The following is a 22,853-nucleotide window of genomic DNA, read 5'->3' as shown; positions in this document are numbered from 1 at the left end:
GAAAGGTCTCCGCGCCGAATAATCGTGAATCGTCCAGGCAAAGACAGGCAAAAGTCGCGCCAGGTTGCTTCAACCTGCGGAAATACGCGCGCGCTCGGCGCGGTAGAAGCGCTGAACCTCGAGATACTCCTGGTCGATCCGGTTGATCAGGTCCTCGATGCCATACAGGGATTGCTTTCGCACACGCTCCTCCAACTGCCGACACAGCTCGGCCAGGCCCACCGCGCCCATGTTGCCGCTGCTGCCCTTGAAGCTGTGGGCCGCCAAGCCCAGCTCCTCGGCGCTGCGGGCCCCGTGCAATTGGTCTAGGCGGCGCTCGGAGTCTTCCAGAAAAGTCTCGAGCAATTGCAAATACCCCTCCTCCATGACCTCTTGCAGGTCGCTGAGGATCTTCGGGTCGATATGCATGTCAGCCACTTGCTCACTCCTTTGATCAAGTCCATGGGGCCTGCTTGCGCAGGGACCGGCGCCAGCTAGTCACCAACAGAATACCACCCGCGCACAACGCCCACCCTCAAGCCATTCGGCGCTCTGGCTGAGGCTGCGCACCAGGTTCAGTCCGCGCCCGCTCAACCCCTGGGCCTGCCGCTGGCCGGACAGCACCTGGGCAACGTCGAATCCCAGGCCACTGTCGCGTACGTCGATCTTCAGACGCCCACCCCTCGCCCAGGGTTCAACTTCCAGATCGATTCGCACGAAGCCGTCATCCTGCCGCGCCAAGCGAAGGCTACGCTCGCGGTAGTAGTCGGCAAATCCTTGGGCGTCGTGCTTGAGACGCGAATCCAGGCCAAGCACCCCATGCTCCAGGGCGTTGGCGTACAACTCACTCAGGACTGTGTGCAGCAGGCCACCGTTTGGCCGCAGGCCATGGATCTCCTGCAGCAGTTGAACGAGGTATGGCACAGGATTGAAACGTTTCAAGCTTTCGCCACGCAATTCGAAGTGCAGCGACCAATGCAACGGACCAGAACGGCTGGCCTCGCTGTCGGGCACGGCCGCTGGCGCCTGCCACTGGGGCTCGACCATGGACACGTCACACAGGCTGATATCGTCCCGGGGGCGCCCGCCAAAATGCTCCAGTGCTTGCATCAGTTCCGGCAGCAACTGCGCCGGATCGCGATTGGCGCGCAGCACCTGCTCCAAGCGCTGCACGCCGAATAACCGCTCCTGGTCATCGCAGGTATCGACCACACCATCGGAAAGCAACAACAGCCGCTCGCCCACCGCCAGCGGCAACACCTCGGTGCTGTCATCGAAGCGCTCTGGCGAGAGGATGCCCAGTGGCAGGTGCCTCGATTGCAGCGTGGCCAGCACCTCTCCTGCACCGGACAAACGGTAACCATCCGGCATGCCGCCGTTCCAGACCTCCACCGTGCCACGTTGATAGCTCAGGTCGAGCATCAGGGCGCAGCAGAACATGTCCACTGGCAGGATGTGCTTGAGCTTGGAGTTCATCTCCCGCAGCGTTTCTGCGACACCATGGCCCTTGGCGGCCATGCCGTAGAACACCTCGGCCAAAGGCATGGCGCCAATCGCGGCGGGCAAGCCATGGCCGGTAAAGTCGCCCAGCAGCACATGCAGGTTGCCGTTGGGGGTATAGGCCGCCAGCAACAGGTCGCCATTGAACAGCGCGTAGGGAGATTGCAGGTAGCGAATGTTGGGCGCGCGCAGGCATCCGGCATGGGCCACCTTGTCGAACACCGCCTTGGCGACCCGTTGCTCGTTGAGCAGGTGATGATGATGCCGGGCGATCTGGTCTCGTTGCTCGAGCACCGTGGCATGCAACCGACGCAGCCGATCCATGGCGCGGATCTTGGCGCCGAGGATCACCGCGCTGTAGGGCTTGGCCATGAAGTCGTCGCCGCCGGCTTCCAGGCAGCGCACCAAGGCGTCCTGCTCGTTGAGCGAGGTGAGAAAGATGATCGGCACCAGCGCTTCGCCGGCCAGCGCCTTGATCCGACGCGCCGCCTCGAATCCGTCCATCACCGGCATCAGCGCATCGAGCAGCACCAGCTGCGGCCGCCGTTCGGCGAACAGCGCCACGGCCTGCTCGCCGTTTTCTGCGGTGAACACTTCATGACCCTGGCGCCGGACGATCTGCGCCAGCAACAACCGGTCTGCCGCACCGTCTTCGGCGACCAGCACGCTCAGCGCCCGTTCGGCCGGCATGTCGACGCTCAACTGATATCGAACAGTTTTTCGAAATTGGAGATGGCGAGGATCTTGCGCACGTCAGGGCTGGTGTTGATCACGCTGATGCAGGCGTCTTCACCGCCCTCATGGTCGCGCAGCAACAGCAGCATGCCCAATGCCGAGCTGTCCAGGTAAGTGGCGTCCTTGAGATCCACGACCACTGAGTCAGGGCGGACGGGTTGTCGTTCGTAGGCATTGCGAAATTCTTGATGCCTGCCGAAGTCAAACCGCCCTTTGACGGTGATCGTGAGTTTTTTCTCGTCCTGTGAAAAATCGGATTCGACAGCCATGCCAGCGATTCCTTCGATGATGATGGCGAATGCGATCCTAGTAGGTTTAGCAGGCGCTACCGGCAATCGCAAATTGGCGCAGACGCCAGCAAGACGGTTACAGGTGATGATGACGCGGCAAACGCTGGGATAATTCATCCAACAGCTTTTGCTCACGCTTGTCTTCCGCCCGCCGGGCTTCGTCGAGATATCGCTGCACCAGCTTGCGCAACCCCTCGACCCGCGCATGGGCCTGCTGCCAGATGCCCCGGGCATTGTTGAGGTTGTTCTGGTGCCAGGCCAGGCTCTGGCGTTGCTGAGTCATCGCCGTTTCCAACTGACCGAGAAAGCGTTGGTAGTTGACCAGCCAGTTGCCGTTGACCCCCTGTCCGCCGCGGTTGATCCACTGCAACTGATAGTCTTCGCGAAAACGCTCGAGCTCGGCCAGCTTGGCGTGGGCCTGGGCCAACTGCTGCTGGAAGTGGCCAAGGCGCTGGGCGGCCTTGCGCTCGGCCTCCTCGGCCATCTCCACCACCGGCGCCAGGCGCGCGGCTCGACTGGGCAAGGCCATGACCTATCAGCCGCCTGCAGGCGAAGCGAAGATGGCGCCGAGCTGCTCGCGGCTCTGGGCCATGCCGACGTTTTCCTGAAGGCCCTGACGCAAGAAGCCCACCAGGCTCGACTGCAAGGCGATGGCCTGGTCGGTCTCCGGGTCTCCGCCTGGCACATAGGCACCGACGCTGATCAGGTCGCGGCTTTGAGACAGGCGCGACCACAACTGCTTGAAGTGCTGGGCTTGGCGCAGGTGATCCGGATCGACAACTTGGGGCATGACCCGGCTGATGGACGCTTCGATATCGATGGCCGGGTAATGCCCTTCCTCGGCCAACCGCCGAGACAGTACGAAGTGGCCATCGAGCACGCCGCGCGCCGCATCGGCGATAGGGTCCTGCTGGTCGTCACCTTCGGACAGCACCGTGTAGAAAGCAGTGATCGAGCCGCCGCCTGGCTCGCCATTGCCCGCGCGTTCGACCAGCTTGGGCAGTTTGGCGAACACCGAAGGCGGATAGCCGCGGGTCGCCGGCGGCTCGCCGATGGCCAGGGCGATTTCCCGCTGGGCCTGGGCGAAACGGGTCAGCGAATCCATCAGCAGCAGAACGTTCTTGCCTTTGTCACGGAAATATTCGGCAATTCGCGTGCAGTACATCGCCGCGCGCAGGCGCATCAGTGGCGCATCGTCGGCAGGCGAGGCCACCACCACCGAGCGCTTGAGCCCTTCCTCACCGAGGATGTGCTCGATGAACTCCTTCACCTCGCGGCCCCGCTCGCCGATCAGGCCGACCACGATGATCTCGGCCTCGGTGAAGCGCGTCATCATGCCCAGCAACACCGATTTACCCACACCGGTACCGGCGAACAGGCCCAGACGCTGCCCACGCCCCACCGTGAGCAGCCCGTTGATGCTGCGGATACCCACGTCCAGCGGCTGGCTGATCGGATCACGGTTGAGCGGGTTGATGATCGGGCCGTCCATCGGCACCCAGTCTTCGGCCTTCATCCCGCCTTTGCCATCCAGGGCACGCCCGGCGCCATCGAGCACCCGCCCGAGCATGCTCATGCCCATGGGCAGCCGACCGCTGTCGTCCAAGGGCACGACACGCGCCCCGGGCGCGATACCCGCGATACTGCCCACCGGCATGAGGAAGACCTTGGCGCCGGAAAAGCCCATGACCTCGGCCTCGACCTGCACCGGGTGGTAGCTGTCGTCGTTGATCACCAGACAGCGACTGCCGACTGCGGTGCGCAGGCCTTCGGCCTCCAGGGTGAGGCCGACCATGCGCAGCAAGCGCCCCTCCACCACCGGTTGGTCCGGTAATTTAACCGCCGCCGCATAACCGCCCAGGCGCTTGCCGAAGCTGGTGCGCTCAAGACGCATCGCCATGCTCCGGGATGCTTGTTTCCAGCTCAAGGGCGAGATCCGGCGCGGCCGGGTGCAGGGACTGGTCGTGCAATTGGTCGAACAATTGCGCCAGCGCCTTTTCCAGGCGCGTTTCCATGGTCGCATCGATGCGGCTGTGCAGCGTTTCGATCCGGCAACCACCCGGCAGCAGCGACTCGTCCTCGAGCAGCTTCCAACGCTCTTCGTGGCGTTCGCGCAGGGCCTTGGCCAGCTCGAAATCCTGAGGGTTCAGATGGATGCGGATGTTCTCGGCGCCCATGGGCAGCAGCTTGAGTGCCTCGCGCAGCACGTGGGTGATCTGGCTCGAATCGCTGCGCAGCTCGCGACCGATCACCTGGCGGGTCATGTGCGCCACCAACTGCACCAGGCCACGCTCGATCTGGGTGTCCTGTTCGGCGATAGGTTCGAGCAGTTGCCCCATCAGTTGTTCGAGGCTGGCCAGCTTGGCCGCCAAAGCCACCTCGGCCTCCTGACGCACTTTCAGCTGGGTACTGTGGAAACCTTCGCGCTCACCGGTGGCGAACCCTTCGTTGTAGGCCTCCTGACGGATCGCTTCGAGCTCTTCGAGGGTCAGTGGCTGGACTTCCTCCAGCGGCACCTCCTCGATTTCTTCCTCGACGATCTCAGGTTCCGGTTCAGGCTCCGGCTCTGGCTCCGGGTCGAAGCTGGGCAACGCCCAGACATCGACGCCCTCAAGATCGCGGGCGCGGATCAGATCGCTGAGGTGTTCATTGGTGGACATGTCAAAACCTCATGGCTACGAGCTGCACGCTTGCAGCAACAAGAAAAGGCCATACGCTTTTCTTGCCGCTCCAGCGTGCCACTTGCGGCTTAAATCATTTCTTCGGCGCCTTTGCCGCCAAGCACGATCTCGCCGGCCTCGGCCATACGCCGTGCGATGGTGAGGATTTCCTTCTGCGCCGTCTCCACGTCGCTGACCCGCACCGGCCCCTTGGCCTCCAGGTCGTCGCGCAGCAGCTCCGAGGCGCGCTTGGACATGTTGCGGAAGATCTTGTCCTTGACCTTCTCGTCGGCGCCCTTGAGCGAGACGACCAGCACGTCGGAGGACACCTCGCGCAGCAGCGCCTGGATGCCACGATCGTCGACGTCGGCCAGGTTGTTGAAGACGAACATCAAGTCTTCGATCTGCTCGGACAGGTCGCCGTCGATATCGCGGATCGCATCCATCAGCTGGCCTTCGACCGAACTGTCGAGGAAGTTCATGATGTCCGCGGCGCGCTTGATACCGCCCAGGGTGGTGCGCGCGGCATTGGAGTTGCCGGAGAACTGCTTCTCGAGGATCTGGTTCAGCTCCTTGAGCGCCGCCGGTTGCACGGTATTGAGCGACGAGACGCGCAGGATGATGTCCAGGCGCACCTTGTGGTCGAAGTTACTCAGCACCTCACCGGCTTGGTCCGGGTCCAGGTAGGCCACCACGATGGCCTGGATCTGCGGGTGTTCGTAGCGGATGACATCGGCCACGGCACGCGGCTCCATCCACTTGAGGCTGTCCAGGCCACTGGTGTTGCCACCCAGCAGGATGCGGTCGATCAGGCCGTTGGCCTTGTCCTCGCCCAAGGCCTGGTTGAGCATCTTGCGGATATAGCCGTCGGAGCCCACGCCCAGGCTGGTCTGGTCGCCGACGATTTCGACGAACTCGCTCATCACCTGCTCGACCTGTTCGCGATGGACGTTGCCCATCTGCGCCATGGCCACACCGACCCGCTGCACTTCCTTGGGCCCCATGTGTCGCAGGACCTGGGCGGCGTCGGTCTCGCCCAGGGAGAGCAGCAGGATCGCCGCCTTGTCGACGCGGCTCAGCTTGGCGGTAACGGCTCGGTTGTCACTCATCGGCGTTGATCCACTCTTTCACGACCTGGGCCACGCGACCCGGGTCTTCGGCCACCAGGCCTTTGATTGCGTTCAACTGTGCTTCATAGCCCTCGCTCGGGCTCGGCAACAGAATGCTTTGCGGGCCACCCAGGGTGACGCGGTCGTTGGCCAGTTCGCCATCCAGACCGATCATCCCGCCCAGCTCCATGTCGCTGTCGGTGGCAGCCTGCTTGCCGCCACCTGTGATGTTGTTGAGCACCGGACGCAGCACACCGAATACCAGCACCAGGATGAACACGACACCCAGCACCTGCTTGACGATGTCCCAGAACCAAGGCTGCGAGTAGAACGGAATGTCCTCCAGCTCCGTGCCACGGTCAGCGGAGAACGGCACGTTGACCACGGTCACGCTGTCGCCACGGCTGGCGTCGAAGCCCACTGCGTCCTGCACCAGGCGAGTGAAGCGCGCCAGGTCCTCGGCACCCCATGGGGCACGGGTGGCTTCGCCGGTGGCGGCGTCGACCTTGACCTGGTCGTCCACTACCACGGCCACCGACAGGCGCGTCAGGCGGCCCTGCTGCTGACGGGTGTGGCTGATGGAGCGATCGAGCTCGAAGTTCTTGGTGGTCTGCTGACGCTTGTCAGCCGGGTAAGGCGCCAACATCGGCTGGCCAGTGGCCGGGTCCATGATCTGTTGGCCATTGGCGTCCACCAGTGGCTGCCCTGGCTGGATCGCACCGGCAGGCGGCGCCGAGGCGGTGGCATTTTCAGGCGCCGAGGCACCGGCCGGCGGCTGGTTGCTCAGGGCACCGGGCACGCCTTGCGGGGGCTGGCTGCTGGAGCGCTGTTCATTGACCGACTGCTCGCTGCGAAGCGCTGGCTGATCTGGGTTGAACTGCTCGGAGGTGGACTCGACCGCGCTGAAGTCGACGTCGGCCGACACCTCGGCCTTGTAGCGGTCGTTGCCCAGCACCGGCTGCAGGATGTTGTGCACACGCTGGGTCAACAGGCCTTCCATGCGGCGGCTGTAGTCGAATTGCTTGCCGGCCATAGTCAAGGCGGTGTCCTGCAACTGCTCGGAGAGCAGGTTGCCCTTCTGGTCGACCACGGTCACCTGGGACTTGTCCAGTTCCGGCACGCTGGTGGCCACCAGGTTGACGATGGCCATGACCTGGCCGGCCTCCAGGGCGCGTCCCGGATACAGCTCGACCAGTACCGATGCGCTGGGCTTGCGCTCATCGCGCACGAACACCGAGCTCTTGGGAATGGCCAGGTGGACACGGGCGGCCTTGACGTTGTTCAGGCTCGATACGGTACGCGCCAGTTCGCCTTCAAGGCCCCGACGGTAGCGGGTGGCCTCCATGAACTGGCTGGTACCCAAGCCCTGCTCTTTATCGAGAATCTCGAAGCCGATGTTGCCATCGCTTGGCGCGACACCGGCAGCAGCCAGCTTCAGGCGCGCGCGGGAGAGATCGTCGGCCTTGACCAGCAAGGCACCGGAGTTGGGCTCCACGCGGTAGCCGATGTCCGCGGAGGCCAGGGTGTCCATGACCTGCTTGGCATCCAGGCCCGCCAGGCTGCCGTACAGCGGCCGGTAGTCCGGTTGCTGCGACCAAAGCACCACGGCGAAGCCGATCGCCACGCTCGCGGCCAGTCCGACCAGCAGGCCGACCTGACGCAGCATGGGCATCTGCGAGATGTTTTCCAGGAACGACATGCCGAACAGCGGCGGCTTGGGCGCTGGCGGACCACTCTTGGCGGGGGGATTGTCGACGACTGCTTCAGCCATGGCTCACTCTGTCCTCAAACCGGCATCTGCATGATGTCCTGGTACGCCTGGACCAGTTTGTTACGGACCTGGGTCAGGGCCTGGAACGACACGGAAGCCTTTTGCGAAGCAATCATTACGTCAGTCAGGTCAACACCGCTCTTGCCGATCTCGAAGGCGTTGGACAGCTGGGTCGAGGCCTGCTGTACCTCATTGACCTTACCGATGGCCTGGCCGAGCATGTCGGCAAAGCTGCTCTGGCCAGGGGCCAGTTCAGGCGCGGCAGCGACCTTGGGCTGGGACATGGCTTCGGCCTGCATGGCCCGCATATCCAGCATCAGACGATTGAATTCAACACCTTGGGTCATGGACTTCTTCTCTCCGGCGGCCGCATTTTTTTGACGCTCATGCAGCGAATGGGCTGGAACTAGCAACAAGAGTGCCAGCCCTGCATGCGACCTTTAAAACTGGTTTCAGCCGTACAGGCTGGCTTCGACGTCGAACCCCGCATCACGCATCTGCGCCAGTTTGTAGCGCAGTGTCCGCGGGCTGATACCCAAGCGCTCGGCGGCTTCCTTGCGACGGCCACGCTCGGCGCGCAGGGTGTCGATGATCATCTGGAACTCATGGCGACGCATGTCATCGCCCAGCCCCCCGGATTCGGCAGGTACCTCGCTCACGGCCACCGCCGGTACCGACAACGCAATGGCACCGGCCAGACAGAAATCCGCCGCCTCGATCACCCCACCCTGCTGCAGGATCAAGGCGCGCTGCAAAGCGTTGTCCAGCTCGCGTACATTACCCGGCCACGGATGCCCTTGCAGGCAGGCGCGCGCTTCGGCGGACAGCCGCACCGGGGCATGCTTCATCTTGGCTACATGGCGCGCCAGCAGGCGCTCGGCCAGCGGCAGAATGTCGGCGCCGCGCTCGCGCAGCGGGCGCCAGGCGAGCGGGAACACCGACAGGCGATAGTAGAGGTCCTCACGGAAGCGCCCGGCGGCGACCTCCTCGGCCAAGTCTCGGTTGGTGGTCGCCAGCACGCGGATGTCCAGGGCGATCGGCTTGCGCCCACCCACCCGCTCCACCTCACGCTCCTGCAGCACGCGCAGAAGCTTGGCCTGCAAGCCCAGGGGCATTTCGGAAATCTCGTCGAGCAACAAAGTGCCGCCATCGGCCTGCTCGAACTTGCCGGCCTGGGCGGCAATGGCCCCCGTGAAGGCGCCTTTCTCATGGCCGAACAACGTGGCTTCGAGCATGTTGTCGGGAATGGCTGCGCAATTGATCGCCACGAAGGGCTGCGCCGCGCGCGGCGATTGCTGATGGATATAGCGCGCCAGCACTTCCTTGCCAGTCCCGGACTCGCCGGAAATCAGCACGGTCGAGTCACTGCGCGCCACGCGCGCGGCCAGCTCCAGCAATTGCCGACTGGCAGGCTCACAGGCGACCGGCCCCTCTTCATCGGCACCACCCACGCGCCCGGCAGCATGGCGCTCCACCAGACTCAGCAGCGCCTTGGGCTCGAACGGCTTGACCAGGTAATCGACAGCGCCCTGGCGCATGGCCTGCACGGCACGCTCCACCGCGGCGTGGGCAGTCATCAGCAACACCGGCAATTGAGGATGCTGGGTACGCAGCTGAGCCAGCAACTGGTGCCCATCCATGCCCGGCATGTTCACATCGCTGACCACCAGGCTGAAGGACTCGCCGGCCACCGCCTCGAGCGCCTCCTCGCCGCTGCCCACCGCACGGTAGGCGAAACCGCCGATTTCCAGGGTATCGCCCAAGGCCTGGCGTAGGACACGATCGTCCTCGACCAGCAACACCTTGATCGTCATCACGCCTCCCCCATCGCCGGCCCGCCGATCAACGGCAGCACCACGTCCACACACGTTCCTCGACCGACCTTCGAGCGCAGCCGCAGACTACCCTGGTGCGCCCGCACGACAGCCTTGACCACCGCCAACCCCAAGCCGGTGCCGGTGGACTTGGTAGTCAGGAAGGGCTCGCCCAAGCGCGCCAGCAGCTCGGCCTCGATGCCACAGCCGGCATCGCTGATGCACAAGTGCAGGGCCTGATCGCGCCGGTACAGGTGCACCTTCAGGCGCGCCGGCCCGGTGCTGGCTTGCAAGGCGTTTTCGATCAGATTGAGCAAGGCACCCACCAAGGTGTCGCGATTGCACAGCAGCTCACCGAGATGGCTGTCGCATTGCCAGCGCACGCTATGGCCCTGGACATGGGTTTGGGCCGCCTGCTGCAACGCTTGGAACAAAGCCTTGGGGCTCATGCGGTCGCCCAGCGGCAGCTCGCCGCGAGCGAACACCAGCATGTCACGGACCTGATGCTCCAGCTCGTGCAGGCGCTCCTTGAGGCTGCCAGCGAAGCGCTGGCGGGTTTCTTTGGGCAATTCTTTTTCTGCGTCGGCCAAATGGCCGGCATAGAGCATCGCCGCCGACAATGGCGTGCGGATCTGATGAGCGAGTGAAGCGACCATGCGCCCCAACGACGACAACCGCTCATGGCGGGCCAGTTGGTCTTGCAGGCGGCGGGTCTCGGTCAGGTCGTTGAGCAGCACCAGTTGCCCGGGCTCGGCATCGAGCGAGCGCGTGGCGATGGACAGCCGCCGGCCGTCACGCAACGAGATTTCATGGCCGTCATCCTTGCGCGGGGCGAAACTGCGGGCGATCACTTGGCGCCAGAGCTCACCTACCAGTGGCTCGCCCAGCAACTCGCAAGCCGCCGGGTTGGCCTCGCGCACATACCCCTGATCGTCGATGACGATCACCCCGCCGGGCAGCAGGTCGAGCAGGTTCTGCAAACGATTGGCCAGGCGCTCTTTTTCATCCAGCTCGGCCATGCGCTGAGCACTGACCACGGCCAGTTCACCCTTGAGCTGGCTGACCCGGGCTTCGAGCAGGCTGTAGGACTCACTGAGCTGATCAGAAACCTGATTGAACAGGGCGAACGCCTGCTCCAGGCCCTGACGGCTTTCCTGCTCGACCGAGGTGCGGCCGTGCGCGTCGGGGGTTCGGGAGATGTGGGCGACCTGGGGCATCATGCTCTCTCGCGTGGCTGACCGTCATAAAAACGGTGTGTTGCCTGCGGTGTAGCAATAGCCGTGCCGGGTATAAGGAAATGCCGCGACCTTCATCGCAAGGCGGCGTTGCACCACCCGGCTGCAGAGGGCTTGCCGGCGCGAAGGCTGCAAAGCAGCCCCGCTTGTAGAAAGCAGAAGGCGTCAACCTTCTGCCTGATCGTCACCTTCTCGACGACTCATGCCGTACTTGCGCATCTTTTCCACCAGCGTGGTGCGGCGGATACGCAAGCGCTCGGCGGCTCGCGCGACGATACCGTTGGCGTCGTCCAATGCCTGCTGGATCAGGCCCTGCTCGAGGTTGCCCAGATAATCCTTCAGGTCCAACCCTTCTGGCGGGAGCATGGCGCTGCCGGAGAAGCTTGGCGCGTGACCGTTGATCGCCGCACGTTCTTCCAGATCGCTGCGCAGGCTGTCGACCATCTGCTCGTCTTCGTCATCGACGTAACGGAATTTCTTTGGCAACTCGGAAACCCCGATCACCCCGTATGGATGCATGATCGCCATGCGCTCGACCAGATTGGCCAGCTCACGGACGTTCCCCGGCCAACCGTGACGGCACAGGGACATGATCGATGCTGAGTTGAAACGGATCGAGCCGCGCTTTTCGTGCTCCATCCGCGAGATCAGCTCGTTCATCAACAGCGGAATATCCTCGACTCGCTCACGCAGCGGCGCCATTTCGATGGGGAAGACATTCAAGCGGTAGTACAGGTCTTCACGGAAGGTCCCTTCCTCGATCATGGTCTCGAGGTTCTTGTGGGTCGCGGCAATGATGCGTACATCAATGCTCTGGGTCTTGTTGCTACCGACCCGCTCGAAGGTGCGCTCTTGCAGCACACGCAGCAGCTTGACCTGCATCGGCAGCGGCATGTCGCCGATCTCGTCGAGGAACAAGGTCCCGCCGTTGGCTAGCTCGAAACGCCCGGCACGGCTGGTGATAGCCCCGGTGAAGGCGCCCTTCTCATGCCCGAACAACTCGCTCTCGAGCAACTCGGCCGGAATCGCCCCGCAGTTGACCGGCACGAACGGCGCTTCGCGACGCTTGGAGTGGTAGTGCAGGTTGCGCGCCACCACCTCCTTGCCAGTGCCGGACTCACCGAGAATCAGCACGCTGGCATCGGTATCGGCCACTTGCTGCATCATCTGGCGCACATGCTGGATGGCACGGCTGGTGCCGACCAGGCTGCGGAACAGATTGGGTTCGCGCTGGCGGCCGCGCTCGCGGGCCTGGTCGTACATTTCACGATAGACCTGGGCACGGTGCAGCGAATCGAGCAACTGGCTATAGCTCGGCGGCATTTCGAGATTGAACAGAACGCGACGGCGTAGGTCTTCCGGGAAGTCCGCAGAAGAAATTTCACCTAAAAGCAGAACCGGAAGGAACTCATCCCATGCAGCCACTGTCTTAAGCAGCCCAAGGACACCCGCCGGAGCATTCACGGTCCCGATCAGTACGCACAGCACATCGCGACTCGACGACAAAGAAGCAACCGCCTGCTGCCAATCATGGCTGGAGCAGGAGAGATTTTCTTCGCCTAGAAAATTCAGGACCACCGCCAGATCGCGGCGGCGTTCGCTGTCGTCATCGATCAGGAGGATCTTGGTTTCACGCCACATGCGTTAGCAACTTCCCTAGTCATTTCGACGCCCGCAGGCGTGCTCGACATCATTCCGACTGAATGATCAGTGCTCGGACGTCTGATTTTGCGAAAACAGTCACTAGTTAAGTCAAAAAAACGCACACAGTCAAATTAATGGCGCGCGATTTTTTGCACCCCTCCAGCGTCAACTGAAGAGATGGTATACCTTTGCGGCATTTTTCGCCTGACGAATCTGCGTCATCTCGTCGACTATCGATTGACGTTCGCCACTTGCAATATCAATAAGTTGCCGATAAACGCCAAGCAACTGCTCTAGGCTGCCCTTTACCGCGTCTTCGTTGAGCGAGGCCTCAGCCAGCACGTCGTCGACGCAAATTCGGCACTCCAAGTCGAGCTCGCCAATCGCATCCCAATCACGACTATCCAATGCCGCCAGCAGCGCCTCACGGGTCTGCTCGATACGCTCGATCACCTCGCTCATTGCAACCTCTCCCGAATCAGTCTGCCGGCTGCTGATCGCCGATCGCGTCCCAGCCTTCCTTGACCGTGATGAGCAGACGCGCCACCTCATCAATGATCGCCGGATCGTTCTTGACGTTGGCTTCGACCAGGCGACGGCTCATGTAGCTGTACAGGTTGTCCAGATCGGTGAGGCTGTCGGCATGGTTTTCAAGGTCCAAACCTTCGCGCAACCCGCCGATGATGTCGATGGCCTTGCCGATCAGAATGCCGCGCTGAGGGACGTCGTTGCGCGCCATGGCGCCCTTGGCCTGGGCAAGACGATCGAGACCGCCCTGCATGAGCATTTGTACCAGACGGTGCGGACTGGCCACGGAGGTCTGCGCCACACCATTGACTTTCTGGTATTGCCGGAGGGCCAACATCGGGTTCATGGGTCTACCTCGTTGCAGCGAAAAAGGTTGCGTATACCTGTGTATCGTCGCGGCGTCAAAGAACTTTAGCTATAAAGCCAAAAGCCCGGGGCATCCTGTAGACGCCGCCGGGCTTTTTAGTGTCCGCCTGAAAGGATCAGGACTTCTTGGCCTGGGCGTTGATCGCTTCGAAGATCGAGGTGATCTGGTCGGCCTGGGCTTTCATCTTGCCCAGGGCGGTATCCAGGGCGACGAACTTCTTGGTCAAGGATTCGGTCAACGAATCGGTGCGGCGATCCAAAGCAGCTTGTTGGTCACTGAGGTTCTTGGCGACCTTGTCAAGATTGGACTTTCTTGTCGCCAAGGTACCATCGGCCTTGTTATAGGGATCGATGGCCTTGTTCATCCGCTCAAAAATACCATTAGTGCCCGTGAACAGCTCCTGCACCTCTGGACCAAGCTTCTTATCATCCATCGCTGCAGTGAACTTGACACTATTGAATTCGAGCGTGCCGTCCTTCTGAGTATTGACACCCAACTGACCAAGCGTTGTCAGGCGATCACCCGAACCAACTTCGGTGAGCACCTTGCGAATATCCCCTAGGAGCGAACGCGTCGTCGGATCATTGCTTAGCGGCCCCAGTACCAGATTGTCATCCGCATCGCGACTACTGGCCGTCAACGCACTGATCGCCCGCTGCAAGGTGTTATAGGCATCAACAAAGCCTTGCACCGAAGTCTTCAAGCCGTCATTGTTCGACGCAACCGAAACCTTGGTCTTGGCCCCTCCTTCACTGACACCCGTCAGCTCCAGAGTCAGTCCACTGACAGCGTTCTTGATCGTGTTGGTGGTGCTTTTGACCGTCTGGCCGTCAATGGTCAGCTCGGCGCTCTGCGCCTTGCCGTCAATATAACCGGCGCCCGAGCCCATCGGCACGGTACCATCGATTTCCAGCTCGGGAATCCCGCTCAGCTTGAGATCGTTGCCATCCCCGGTGGTGGTCGAGGTGAGAACCAAACGCGCACCATCCTCACCATTGATGATGTTCGCGCTGATGTTGTTGTACGCCATTTCCTTGTTGATCTGGTCCCGCACGCTTTCCAACGTAGCGCCTTCACCGATCTGCATCTTGTAGGTGCTAGTACCCCGCTGGATGACCAACTCACCTGCGGTGATCGACTTGGAGGGGCCTTCCTTGTAGCCCAGGCTGGCCACCTTGGAGCCGGTCGCCAGCTTTTTCACTTCAATCGCGTAATCACCCGTCACCGCGGTATTGCCGGAGGTGACCTTTACAACCTTGTCGTTGGCGGTGGACGCCGTATACGCGTTGAAAGACGGCGCCGTCTTGTCATTGAGCTTGCCCATGGCGCTCTGGAACGCCGTGAGGGCACTACGCAGCGCGCCTACACCCGAGATCATCGCACTGTTGTTACTGGTCTGGCGCTTGATCTGCGCCTGCTTGGCGGCGGTATCTGCGCCAACCAACGCCTTGACCATCGCACCAATATCGAGACCAGAACCCAGGCCTACACTGGATGTAATCGGGCTTGCCATGCTGTTGTCCCTCTCGTCAACGCGTCAACCCTGCTCCACAGGACCGACATGATTCACATCATTTGTCCGCCGCCGGTCAAACCTTGGCGTCGAACAGAACACTTTTGACATCACTCAGGCTATGGGCGATTCGCAGGGCCTCTTCCGAGGGGATCTGACGAATCAGCTCACCACTGTCACTGGCGATGACCTTGACCACGATTTTGCCGGATTCCTCGTCGGTAGAGAACTCCAGGTTACGTCGGGATTCATTCAAGAACTTTTCGATTTCCGCGACGGCGTTCTTCACGTCGTCGACGCCCTGTACCTTGACCGAGTCGCCCTTCTTGCCTTCTTCGGGAACTTCAGCCGGCCGGACCACCGGCTTTTCGGCAATCTGCTCGGCCTGGCGTGTAGCCTGATAGGACAGGTTCAACTTGAGGCTCATGTCCATCTTTTACCACCTCACAATGAAAAGGCGGGGAAGCGCCTCAGGTGCACTTCCCCGCCGACACCTGTCAGGCAGATTAGCCCAGCAGCTTCAGAACTGCCGATGGCAGCTGGTTGGCCTGGGCCAGAACCGAAGTCGAAGCTTGCTGCAGGGTCTGCTGCTTGGTCAGCTGGGCAGTTTCAGCAGCGAAGTCGGTGTCCTGTACACGACCACGAGCGGCTTCGGCGTTCTCGTTGATGTTTTGCAGGTTGTTGATGGTGCTGGTCAGACGGTTTTGAGCGGCACCGAGGTCAGCACGGGTGGTGTTGATCGCTTTCAGTGCATCGTCAATGGCGCTCATCGCGGCACTGAAGTTGGCTTCGATGTCCGAGCTCTCGCCGGTGATCGCCTGGCCGGACATGCCGCTCAGAGCACCGGTGGTGTTCATGGCATCGCTCAGGCTGATAACGATCTGGTTGTCGCTACCGGTGTTCGAACCTACCTGGAAGGTCAGGTCGCTGGAGGAGCCGTCCAGCAGGTTCTTGTTGTTCAGCTGGGTGCTGTTTGCAATACGGTCGATTTCCTTGAGCATCGACTGGAACTCTTTATCCAGTGCTTCACGGTCATCGGCGGTGTTGGAGTCGTTTCGCGCCTGCAGAGCGAGTTCACGCATACGCTGCAGAATGTTGGTCTGCTCTTGCATCGCACCTTCAGCAGTCTGGGCGATGGAGATGGCGTCGTTGGCGTTCTTGATAGCCATGGTCTGACCGCGGATCTGCGAGGTCATGCGGGTAGCGATCTGCAGGCCGGCGGCGTCGTCTTTGGCGCTGTTGATTTTCAGGCCGGAGGACAGACGGCTCATCGAAGTGCTCAGTGCGTCGGAAGCACGGTTCAGGTTCTTCTGAACGCCCAGAGAGGTAGTGTTGGTGTTAACGGTCAAAGCCATGACGAATTCCTCGTTGGATTGGGTACTACGGCTTCCGGCCTTGGCAATTCGCCGGGGGTGTGGCCTAGAGAACCTTCGTAATGTTTATCGTCGTCAGGGCAGTTTGCTTTAGGGCCTTTTTCGTTTTTTTTTACTGGCACCATGCCAGCCCAATGAAATCAAGTAGTTGGCGCCAGAAAATCGCCGCAAAAACAAAAAGCGCCGACCGGATCCGGTCAGCGCTTTTTCCATACCACTACCTCTTAGTCGGTACGTTCGAGGATGGCGGACCCCCACGATAGGCCTACGCCGAAACCACTGAGTGCGACACGCTTGCAATGGGAATCCAGCACGTACTTTTCCAGCAAGAGCGGGATGCTCGAAGAAACTGTGTTACCCGTCTCGGCCATGTCCTTGACGAATTTCTCGCGCTGCTTGCCCTCATTGAAGCGTTGGGAAACGGCATCGACGATCGCCGCGCTGCCCTGGTGCAAACAGTAGAGATCGATATCGTCGGCCTGCAATCCGCTCGCCTCGAGCAGTTGCTGCAGATGCGCCGGGACTTTGACCAGCGCGAAGTTATAGACCTGGCGACCGTTCATGAAGAACTTGCCGTCGGTCGTACGCAGATGCTCTGCCCCTGCCCCATCACTGCCGAATAGCGACTTGCCCAATTGCCAGGTCGCACCTTCACCCATCCAAGTCGCCGTGGCGGCATCACCGAACAACATGGTGGTATTACGGTCTTCGGGGTCGACGATCTTCGAGTAGGGGTCGGCGGTAATCAGTAGCCCATTCTTAAGGCCTGCCGCCTCCATGAATCCCTTCAAGGCGTAGATGCCGTAAACATAGCCGGAGCAACCCAGCGAGATGTCGAACGCAGCAATGTGAGTCGGCAGTCCGAGCTTTTGCTGGACGATAGCCGCAGTGTGCGGCAGCCCTTCGGCATCGCCGTTCTGGGTGACGACAATCAGCGCTTCGATGCTAGCGGGGTCGAACGTCGGATTGGCAGCAAACAACGCCTTGGCGGCCTCGACACACAGGTCGGAGGTTTCCTGCGAGGCATCCTTGCGTGGCAAGAAGGTCGAGCCGATCTTGCCGAAAATGAATTCTTGGTCCTTGCCGAATTTCGCACCCTGGGCGTAATTGTCGACGCCCTCCACAGGTACGTAACTGGCGATGCTTTTAATGCCAATCATTGTGGCTTCCCGGTAGACATGGCGGATAGTGCGGGATTGGGCGCTGCAATGCAGGCCGTGCAAGCCTCGTCGACGTGGCTGCCCGCAGACTGAATAGATTAAAGATGCACGTTTCGACTGCCAAGTCACGGTTATACGACCAAAGCTGCGTACGCCGCAACGTCGCCTTACCTTCCCAGGCACCGGCCAGCACGATGTAGCGTCGATCCAGCCAGGCGGGAACTGAACAGCCAGAAAGTTCGACCTCCATATGGCGCCAGGCCAGCACCTGTCTGCCAGGCACCGGCGCTTTGTGCTCAGGAGCGTTCTTTCTTCACGATTGCCTGCAGGATACGGGACGCGGAGCTCAACCTTGGGTCACCGGAGATCGGCGTCGACCGAACGTCGAGGACAGTGAACCCGCACGCCTCGAACAAGTGGCTGACTGCCTTTGGGGAGAAGAAGTTGATGTGTTCATGCCAATGTTTCTTCTGCCCGGCAGACAGGCCATTGTTGCCCACCATCAGGGCCTCGTGCGGCAACTCCACGTATAGCAAGGTATCGTCCCGCATGTACGTTCGGATCTGGGAGAGCGTGTCCGCAGGATAAGGAACGTGCTCCAATACCTGGCGACAAACGATCAGGTCGTAGTCGACCCCACGGATTTCATCCTTCGAGACGCTCCGCGTGCCAGGCACAGTCGCCTTTTTATCGATATCGAAGATATCCGTCTGGTACCCCTGTCCCTTGAAAGGCGTATTGGTGCCATCCCCTCCTCCCCAGTCCAGAACACGCGTCGGGTTAACGTACCGAAGGATGTAGTGCCGTGTCAGTTCGATCAGATCACTGGGTGCGGTCAAAGCCTGGTTGCGCTCGCGAAATCCAGGTTCGTAATGCTCGCGAAGACGCTCATAGTCCTCGCCGTAGTACCCATCGTACAACCGCTCCATTTCGCGGTCCGAGAAGCGAATGTCCAGGAACAGGAACTCGCAATGCTCACAATGAAGCGTATTGCAAATGCAGTACGCCATCCCCTGCGGAACGGTATTCAGCCCCCATTCGGCATCTATGAGCACCGGAGGCCAATCCAGCGCTCGGTGCGAGACGAAGGGCATTAGAATGGCTGCGGACTTTTGCAGTTGCGTGCCGCCACAGCAGATGCATTGCGTGGCGACGCGTTCACGCGATGGCGAGAACGGAAGGGAGTTGCTCATGATTTCATCCCGTCAGTGATGGGTTTTCATGGTCCTAGGACAGTTTCACGACGCCGCCAGAGCGCGCATGGCGGGCTGCCTCTTGAATCGCCTCCATCAGCGGATGCTGCAATTGCAGCCCGAACTCGGTACGTGCCTTATCGATGGAGGGCACGTAACGGTTGCGGAAGCTCCCGTCCACAACAGCCTTGGCGCTGACGGATACAGGCTTGTGCGGCGCAAGGGTATCGCGCACCAGGTGCGCCAGTTCACCGATCGTGATCGCTGCGTCCGAACCCACGTTGTAAGCCTGCCCCGCCCTACCTTGGCGCAACAGCACATCCAACCAATGCGCCAGGTCACGCTGATCCATGTAGGAGCGCACGGGCGCTCCATCACCATTGACGGTGATGACAGGGGCCTCCAGGGCATCCCGGATGAAATTGCCGATCGCAAAGTGCACATCCAGTGGCAGATCGCGCCCCACGAAGGCGAAGCAACGGGCAATCACCACCTCCAGGCCAAATTGCTGCTGATACAGAGCGCACAAATGCTCTGCGCAACGCTTGGCAACGCTGTAGGCATGCGCTGCGCTGAGTGGGTCCGGCATTCCGTTGTAGTGTTCACTGATGGTCTCCATCTGCGCTGGCTGAGGGCCATAGACGCCACCGGAGCTGGTCAGCAGAAAACGAGGAATGCGCTGGGCCGCCGCATGATCCAACAGGTGCCGGGTACCATCGACTATCTGGACATAACGCTGTAACGGACTCAGGCGAGGCCCCTCGGTGGAGTCGGCTGCGGCGTGCAACACATGGGTGAAGCCTGCACCCACCGGCAACGAAGCCGGCTCCAGGATGTCTCCTTGATGCAAGTGCAACCAGTGCTGGCCCGCAAACTCAGGAAACTGCGCGCAGAACTTCTGAGGAGAACGGCTCAATACCGTCACCATCGGGACCTGGCTACCCATTTGGGCAAGAGCCAGCCAATGCCGCAACAGCGCACGGCCAAAGAACCCCGTCCCCCCCGTCAGCAGCAGATTCATGGGTTCGGCACAGCGTACAGGACGGACTCGAAGGTATTGGGGCAATGCTGCCGGATATGGAATTTGTAGTTCGGGCAGAGATCGAACAACAGCTCCGGCAGCTCCCACAGATCCTGCGGGTTATGGTAAAGCGATACGATCAATACCGGACGACTGCGCCGGATGATCTGCTCGGCGCCACGTAGCACCTGCGCTTCGGCCCCCTCCACATCGAGTTTGATAAGATCGACGGGCATGCAAGGCAGCATCTGGTCCAACGCGACCGCCGCAATGGATGTACCACCGCCTCCCTGGCTGATGGAACAGGCTTCCCCTTGCCCGGCATTGAACGTAAGGATGCTATAGGACTCAGCAGCGGCCATCGGCAGACAGATGGCATTGGTCCCTTTGAGCGCAACCTGATGAACCAGACGAGTAAAGTTCTCCGGGTCCGGCTCCAGGAGAAACGCCTGCTTGCAGGAGATTTCCGACCATGCGATCAGTTCGTCATAACTGTCGCCATCATAGGCCCCGCAATCAACGTAGGTGATGTCTCGCCCCTTCAGCGCTGGCAAGGTCAGCTCATTGATGTACCTCGTCTCGTCAGACATGAAACTGGAGTACTCCATGTCCAGTCCAAGGCGAAAAGCGCACATGCGATACAGTATTTTCCGACTCTCGTCATCTGCCAGCGCTTCGGCCACTCGCCCCAGCCTGTCCATGGCCCCCAACAGGAACGAGCGAGCACTTAGCCAGAAGCGCCACCCCAGCGCTTGGGAAAACTGTTCATAGAGCATCCAGGGCATCAGCGGTGGAGCAAATCCGGCATCGGCGACGATCCCCAGCAATTCATCGTAGGCCGTATCGCGGTTGAAGATGCCAAGTGCCAGTTGCGCCTGCGGATGTTCAAGCGCCAATGCTTGCCAGTCCAGTACTGGCAACCCGAGCGCTGATGCGACACGAGGTGTCGTTTCGACAAAGCCTGCAACAGCAATGTTCTGCTTCTGCATCGCCGCGGCAAGGCTTCGACCAAAATTCCCGGCACCGAAAATCCAAACCGGGCGATCTGGATCAATGCGCGTCGGTACCTGGTCACTGGCCTGATCTCGCAGGGAAATGAAATCGGCAGAGCGGTAGGTTTTATCAGCCATTGCCATTGCTTCCTGAGTCTTGTGCAGTTTGAGAGATTGCACGTATCGCCAATGCTTCTGTGCGAATCCGCGCTAGCGTTGCCTGATCCAGGAATGGATGCATGTCATCCAGTTCAGGCGTGACGAAGGCTCCCTGCGCGTCCACGCGAGACTTGATACGCGGAACGAACTCTTGCCGCGGATCGACATGCAAGTCGATCAACAACGGACCGTCGCTTTCCAGCAAGGCATCGAAGCGGTTCAGGTCCTGCTCCGAGGCGACAGATTCGGCACGCAGCCCATAGGCACGCGCAACTGCCGTGAAATCAGGGAATTCCACACCCGATTCTGGCGTGGCGCCGATGACCCGACCGAAGAAGTTCTCATGGGTCTGCCAGATCGAGAGATAACCGCGATTGTTGAGCACGATGACGATGACATTGGCGCCCAAGGTCTTCAGCGTCTGAAGCTCTTGGATGTTCATCTGCAAGCTGCCATCCCCGGCAAAGCAGATCACCCGCTTGCCTTCGAGCGCTGCCGCTGTCGCAGCGCCAATGGCGGCAGGCAGGTCGTAGCCCATGGAGGCGGAGCCGGAGTTGCTGAACAGGCGCTGCCCTTTCTGCAGAGCCCCCACTTGGAACGGCAGAATGCAGGCAGATGCGTTGCCACACACCACGATATCGTCAGGGCGCAGTTGGCTGAAAATACGCGAAACCATGACATAGGGGTTGAGCACATCGCCAGGACGCTGCTGGTGCTCTGCCGAGGCGCGGTAAGTGGTCCCGATACGCTGGCACCACTGCACCCAAGCACCGAAATCGGGAAGGCTTGCACGCGCCAGCTCCTGCTCCAGCACATCCAGGAAGTCGTTCAGGTCGGCGGCAACCCCAAGGTCCGGTCGATAGGTGGGCTTGTTCAGCTCGGCGGCGTCGATATCCACCTGGGCCACCCAGGCATGCTTGGCGAAGGCTTGCCAGTTGTAGCTAGTCTGGCGAACGTTCAGGCGCGAGCCGAGCACGAGCACGAAATCGGCCGCCTGCAGGCACAGGTTGCCCGCCCGCGTGCCGATGGTGCCCGGTCGCCCCGCAAACAGCGGATGGTCGGAAGCGATCAGGTCATGCGTCCAGGCCGTGGCCAGCGGTACACGGTAACGCTCGATCAGCGCTAGCAGGCGCTTTTCGGTGCCCGAAAGCCGGACCCCCGTCCCGCCCAAAATCAACGGGCGATGCGCCTGCAAGAGCTGCTGGGCGATTTGCGCACACGCCGCTCGCAACCCTTCGGACGGTTGCGGCCGGGTCAACACCGGCCCGGGGATGCTGATGGGCACAGTGGACTGCTGAATGTCCAGCGGGATGTCGAGCCATACCGGGCCCGGGCGACCGCTCACGGCCTCGGCATAGGCTTTGGGCAGCATGACTTCCAGATCCTTCTCCGAGCGAACGATCTGCGCATACTTGCAGACCGGACTGGCCATGGCGATCGTGGGACCTTCTTGGTCGCCCAGCTGGCGCAAGCCTGGCACATCCTGGAACGAGACACAGGTCTCGCGCTTGATCTGACCGGAAATCACGATCATCGGAATGGAATCGGTGAATGCGCCATGTACGCCATTGAGTGCGTTTATGGAGCCCGGGCCGGTGGTCAGCATCACCACTGCCGGTTTGCCGGTGATACGCGCATAGCCTTCGGCAGCCATGGCGCAGGCCTGCTCGTGATGCATGAAGGTACAGCGCAGCCCCTCATGCCCGCCCAGGGCCTGGTTGAGGAACATGGCCCCCCCACCGGTCACGGTGAAGACCTGTTCGACACCCTGCTGCACCAACCATTGTGCGATTTGCTCGGAGACGCGCAT

The 22,853-nt window shown here is 61.2% G+C and carries 22 protein-coding genes; all 22 read right to left on the bottom strand.

Annotated features, from left to right (window positions below; all coding sequences use genetic code 11):
* Positions 1-69: 69 nt before the first annotated feature.
* The 22 genes from HMPREF3173_RS03495 to HMPREF3173_RS03390 all read right to left on the bottom strand — a co-directional run bounded on the left by HMPREF3173_RS03495 (position 70) and on the right by HMPREF3173_RS03390 (position 22,853).
* Positions 70-417, bottom strand: a complete 348-nt coding sequence (locus HMPREF3173_RS03495; protein ID WP_070571552.1) for an Hpt domain-containing protein — start codon at positions 415-417, stop codon at positions 70-72.
* A gap of 60 nt (positions 418-477) precedes the next feature.
* On the bottom strand, positions 478-2,169 hold the full coding sequence (locus HMPREF3173_RS03490; RefSeq protein ID WP_070571551.1) for an ATP-binding SpoIIE family protein phosphatase: 1,692 nt from the start codon (positions 2,167-2,169) through the stop codon (positions 478-480).
* Positions 2,170-2,177: 8 nt separating this feature from the next.
* Positions 2,178-2,483 (bottom strand): STAS domain-containing protein, encoded by a 306-nt coding sequence (locus HMPREF3173_RS03485; RefSeq protein ID WP_043212774.1) that lies wholly within the window; start codon positions 2,481-2,483, stop codon positions 2,178-2,180.
* Positions 2,484-2,580: 97 nt separating this feature from the next.
* Positions 2,581-3,033 carry a flagellar export protein FliJ gene (fliJ, locus tag HMPREF3173_RS03480; RefSeq protein WP_043212772.1) on the bottom strand — a complete coding sequence of 151 codons (453 nt, stop codon included), beginning with the start codon at positions 3,031-3,033 and terminating at the stop codon, positions 2,581-2,583.
* Positions 3,034-3,039: 6 nt separating this feature from the next.
* Complete coding sequence (gene fliI / locus HMPREF3173_RS03475; protein ID WP_070571550.1) at positions 3,040-4,398, bottom strand: flagellar protein export ATPase FliI; 1,359 nt, start codon at positions 4,396-4,398, stop codon at positions 3,040-3,042.
* Entirely contained in the window at positions 4,388-5,164 is a 777-nt protein-coding gene (fliH, locus tag HMPREF3173_RS03470; RefSeq protein WP_070571549.1) for a flagellar assembly protein FliH, read from the bottom strand. Before fliH ends, fliI begins: the two co-directional genes overlap by 11 nt.
* An 89-nt stretch (positions 5,165-5,253) precedes the next feature.
* On the bottom strand, positions 5,254-6,273 hold the full coding sequence (gene fliG / locus HMPREF3173_RS03465) for a flagellar motor switch protein FliG (RefSeq protein WP_043212764.1): 1,020 nt from the start codon (positions 6,271-6,273) through the stop codon (positions 5,254-5,256).
* Positions 6,266-8,044: a flagellar basal-body MS-ring/collar protein FliF gene (gene fliF, locus HMPREF3173_RS03460; protein WP_070571548.1), complete on the bottom strand. Its 1,779-nt coding sequence runs from the start codon at positions 8,042-8,044 to the stop codon at positions 6,266-6,268. Before fliF ends, fliG begins: the two co-directional genes overlap by 8 nt.
* A gap of 14 nt (positions 8,045-8,058) precedes the next feature.
* The gene (gene fliE, locus HMPREF3173_RS03455) at positions 8,059-8,391 is read right to left on the bottom strand and encodes a flagellar hook-basal body complex protein FliE (protein ID WP_043212757.1); all 333 of its coding nucleotides are present in this window, start codon (positions 8,389-8,391) and stop codon (positions 8,059-8,061) included.
* Positions 8,392-8,496: 105 nt separating this feature from the next.
* The gene (locus HMPREF3173_RS03450) at positions 8,497-9,858 is read right to left on the bottom strand and encodes a sigma-54-dependent transcriptional regulator (RefSeq protein ID WP_070571547.1); all 1,362 of its coding nucleotides are present in this window, start codon (positions 9,856-9,858) and stop codon (positions 8,497-8,499) included.
* Positions 9,858-11,075, bottom strand: a complete 1,218-nt coding sequence (locus HMPREF3173_RS03445) for a sensor histidine kinase (RefSeq protein WP_043210980.1) — start codon at positions 11,073-11,075, stop codon at positions 9,858-9,860. The genes HMPREF3173_RS03450 and HMPREF3173_RS03445 overlap by 1 nt, the downstream gene beginning before the upstream one ends.
* Positions 11,076-11,258: 183 nt before the next feature.
* On the bottom strand, positions 11,259-12,734 hold the full coding sequence (gene fleQ / locus HMPREF3173_RS03440; RefSeq protein ID WP_070571546.1) for a transcriptional regulator FleQ: 1,476 nt from the start codon (positions 12,732-12,734) through the stop codon (positions 11,259-11,261).
* 168 nt (positions 12,735-12,902) lie between these two features.
* Positions 12,903-13,199: a flagellar protein FliT gene (locus HMPREF3173_RS03435; protein WP_043210877.1), complete on the bottom strand. Its 297-nt coding sequence runs from the start codon at positions 13,197-13,199 to the stop codon at positions 12,903-12,905.
* Between the two features lie 16 nt (positions 13,200-13,215).
* Positions 13,216-13,611: a flagellar export chaperone FliS gene (gene fliS, locus HMPREF3173_RS03430; RefSeq protein ID WP_043210879.1), complete on the bottom strand. Its 396-nt coding sequence runs from the start codon at positions 13,609-13,611 to the stop codon at positions 13,216-13,218.
* 136 nt (positions 13,612-13,747) lie between these two features.
* Positions 13,748-15,145, bottom strand: a complete 1,398-nt coding sequence (gene fliD, locus HMPREF3173_RS03425; RefSeq protein ID WP_070571545.1) for a flagellar filament capping protein FliD — start codon at positions 15,143-15,145, stop codon at positions 13,748-13,750.
* Between the two features lie 76 nt (positions 15,146-15,221).
* On the bottom strand, positions 15,222-15,578 hold the full coding sequence (locus tag HMPREF3173_RS03420; protein WP_070571544.1) for a flagellar protein FlaG: 357 nt from the start codon (positions 15,576-15,578) through the stop codon (positions 15,222-15,224).
* A 73-nt stretch (positions 15,579-15,651) separates the two neighbouring features.
* Positions 15,652-16,500: a flagellin domain-containing protein gene (locus tag HMPREF3173_RS03415; protein ID WP_070571543.1), complete on the bottom strand. Its 849-nt coding sequence runs from the start codon at positions 16,498-16,500 to the stop codon at positions 15,652-15,654.
* Positions 16,501-16,742: 242 nt separating this feature from the next.
* Positions 16,743-17,678 (bottom strand): ketoacyl-ACP synthase III, encoded by a 936-nt coding sequence (locus tag HMPREF3173_RS03410; RefSeq protein WP_070571542.1) that lies wholly within the window; start codon positions 17,676-17,678, stop codon positions 16,743-16,745.
* Positions 17,679-17,974: 296 nt separating this feature from the next.
* On the bottom strand, positions 17,975-18,871 hold the full coding sequence (locus HMPREF3173_RS03405) for a class I SAM-dependent methyltransferase (RefSeq protein ID WP_083299912.1): 897 nt from the start codon (positions 18,869-18,871) through the stop codon (positions 17,975-17,977).
* Positions 18,872-18,905: 34 nt separating this feature from the next.
* On the bottom strand, positions 18,906-19,892 hold the full coding sequence (locus HMPREF3173_RS03400) for an NAD-dependent epimerase/dehydratase family protein (RefSeq protein ID WP_070571541.1): 987 nt from the start codon (positions 19,890-19,892) through the stop codon (positions 18,906-18,908).
* Positions 19,889-21,022 carry an FkbM family methyltransferase gene (locus HMPREF3173_RS03395; protein ID WP_070571540.1) on the bottom strand — a complete coding sequence of 378 codons (1,134 nt, stop codon included), beginning with the start codon at positions 21,020-21,022 and terminating at the stop codon, positions 19,889-19,891. The genes HMPREF3173_RS03400 and HMPREF3173_RS03395 overlap by 4 nt, the downstream gene beginning before the upstream one ends.
* A complete protein-coding gene (locus HMPREF3173_RS03390) occupies positions 21,015-22,853 on the bottom strand; it encodes a thiamine pyrophosphate-binding protein (RefSeq protein ID WP_070571539.1) in 1,839 nt (612 codons plus the stop codon). The genes HMPREF3173_RS03395 and HMPREF3173_RS03390 overlap by 8 nt, the downstream gene beginning before the upstream one ends.

The organism is Pseudomonas sp. HMSC08G10 (assembly GCF_001808425.1).
GTDB lineage: Bacteria > Pseudomonadota > Gammaproteobacteria > Pseudomonadales > Pseudomonadaceae > Aquipseudomonas > Aquipseudomonas guariconensis.
This window is presented reverse-complemented; position numbering and strand designations above follow the sequence as displayed.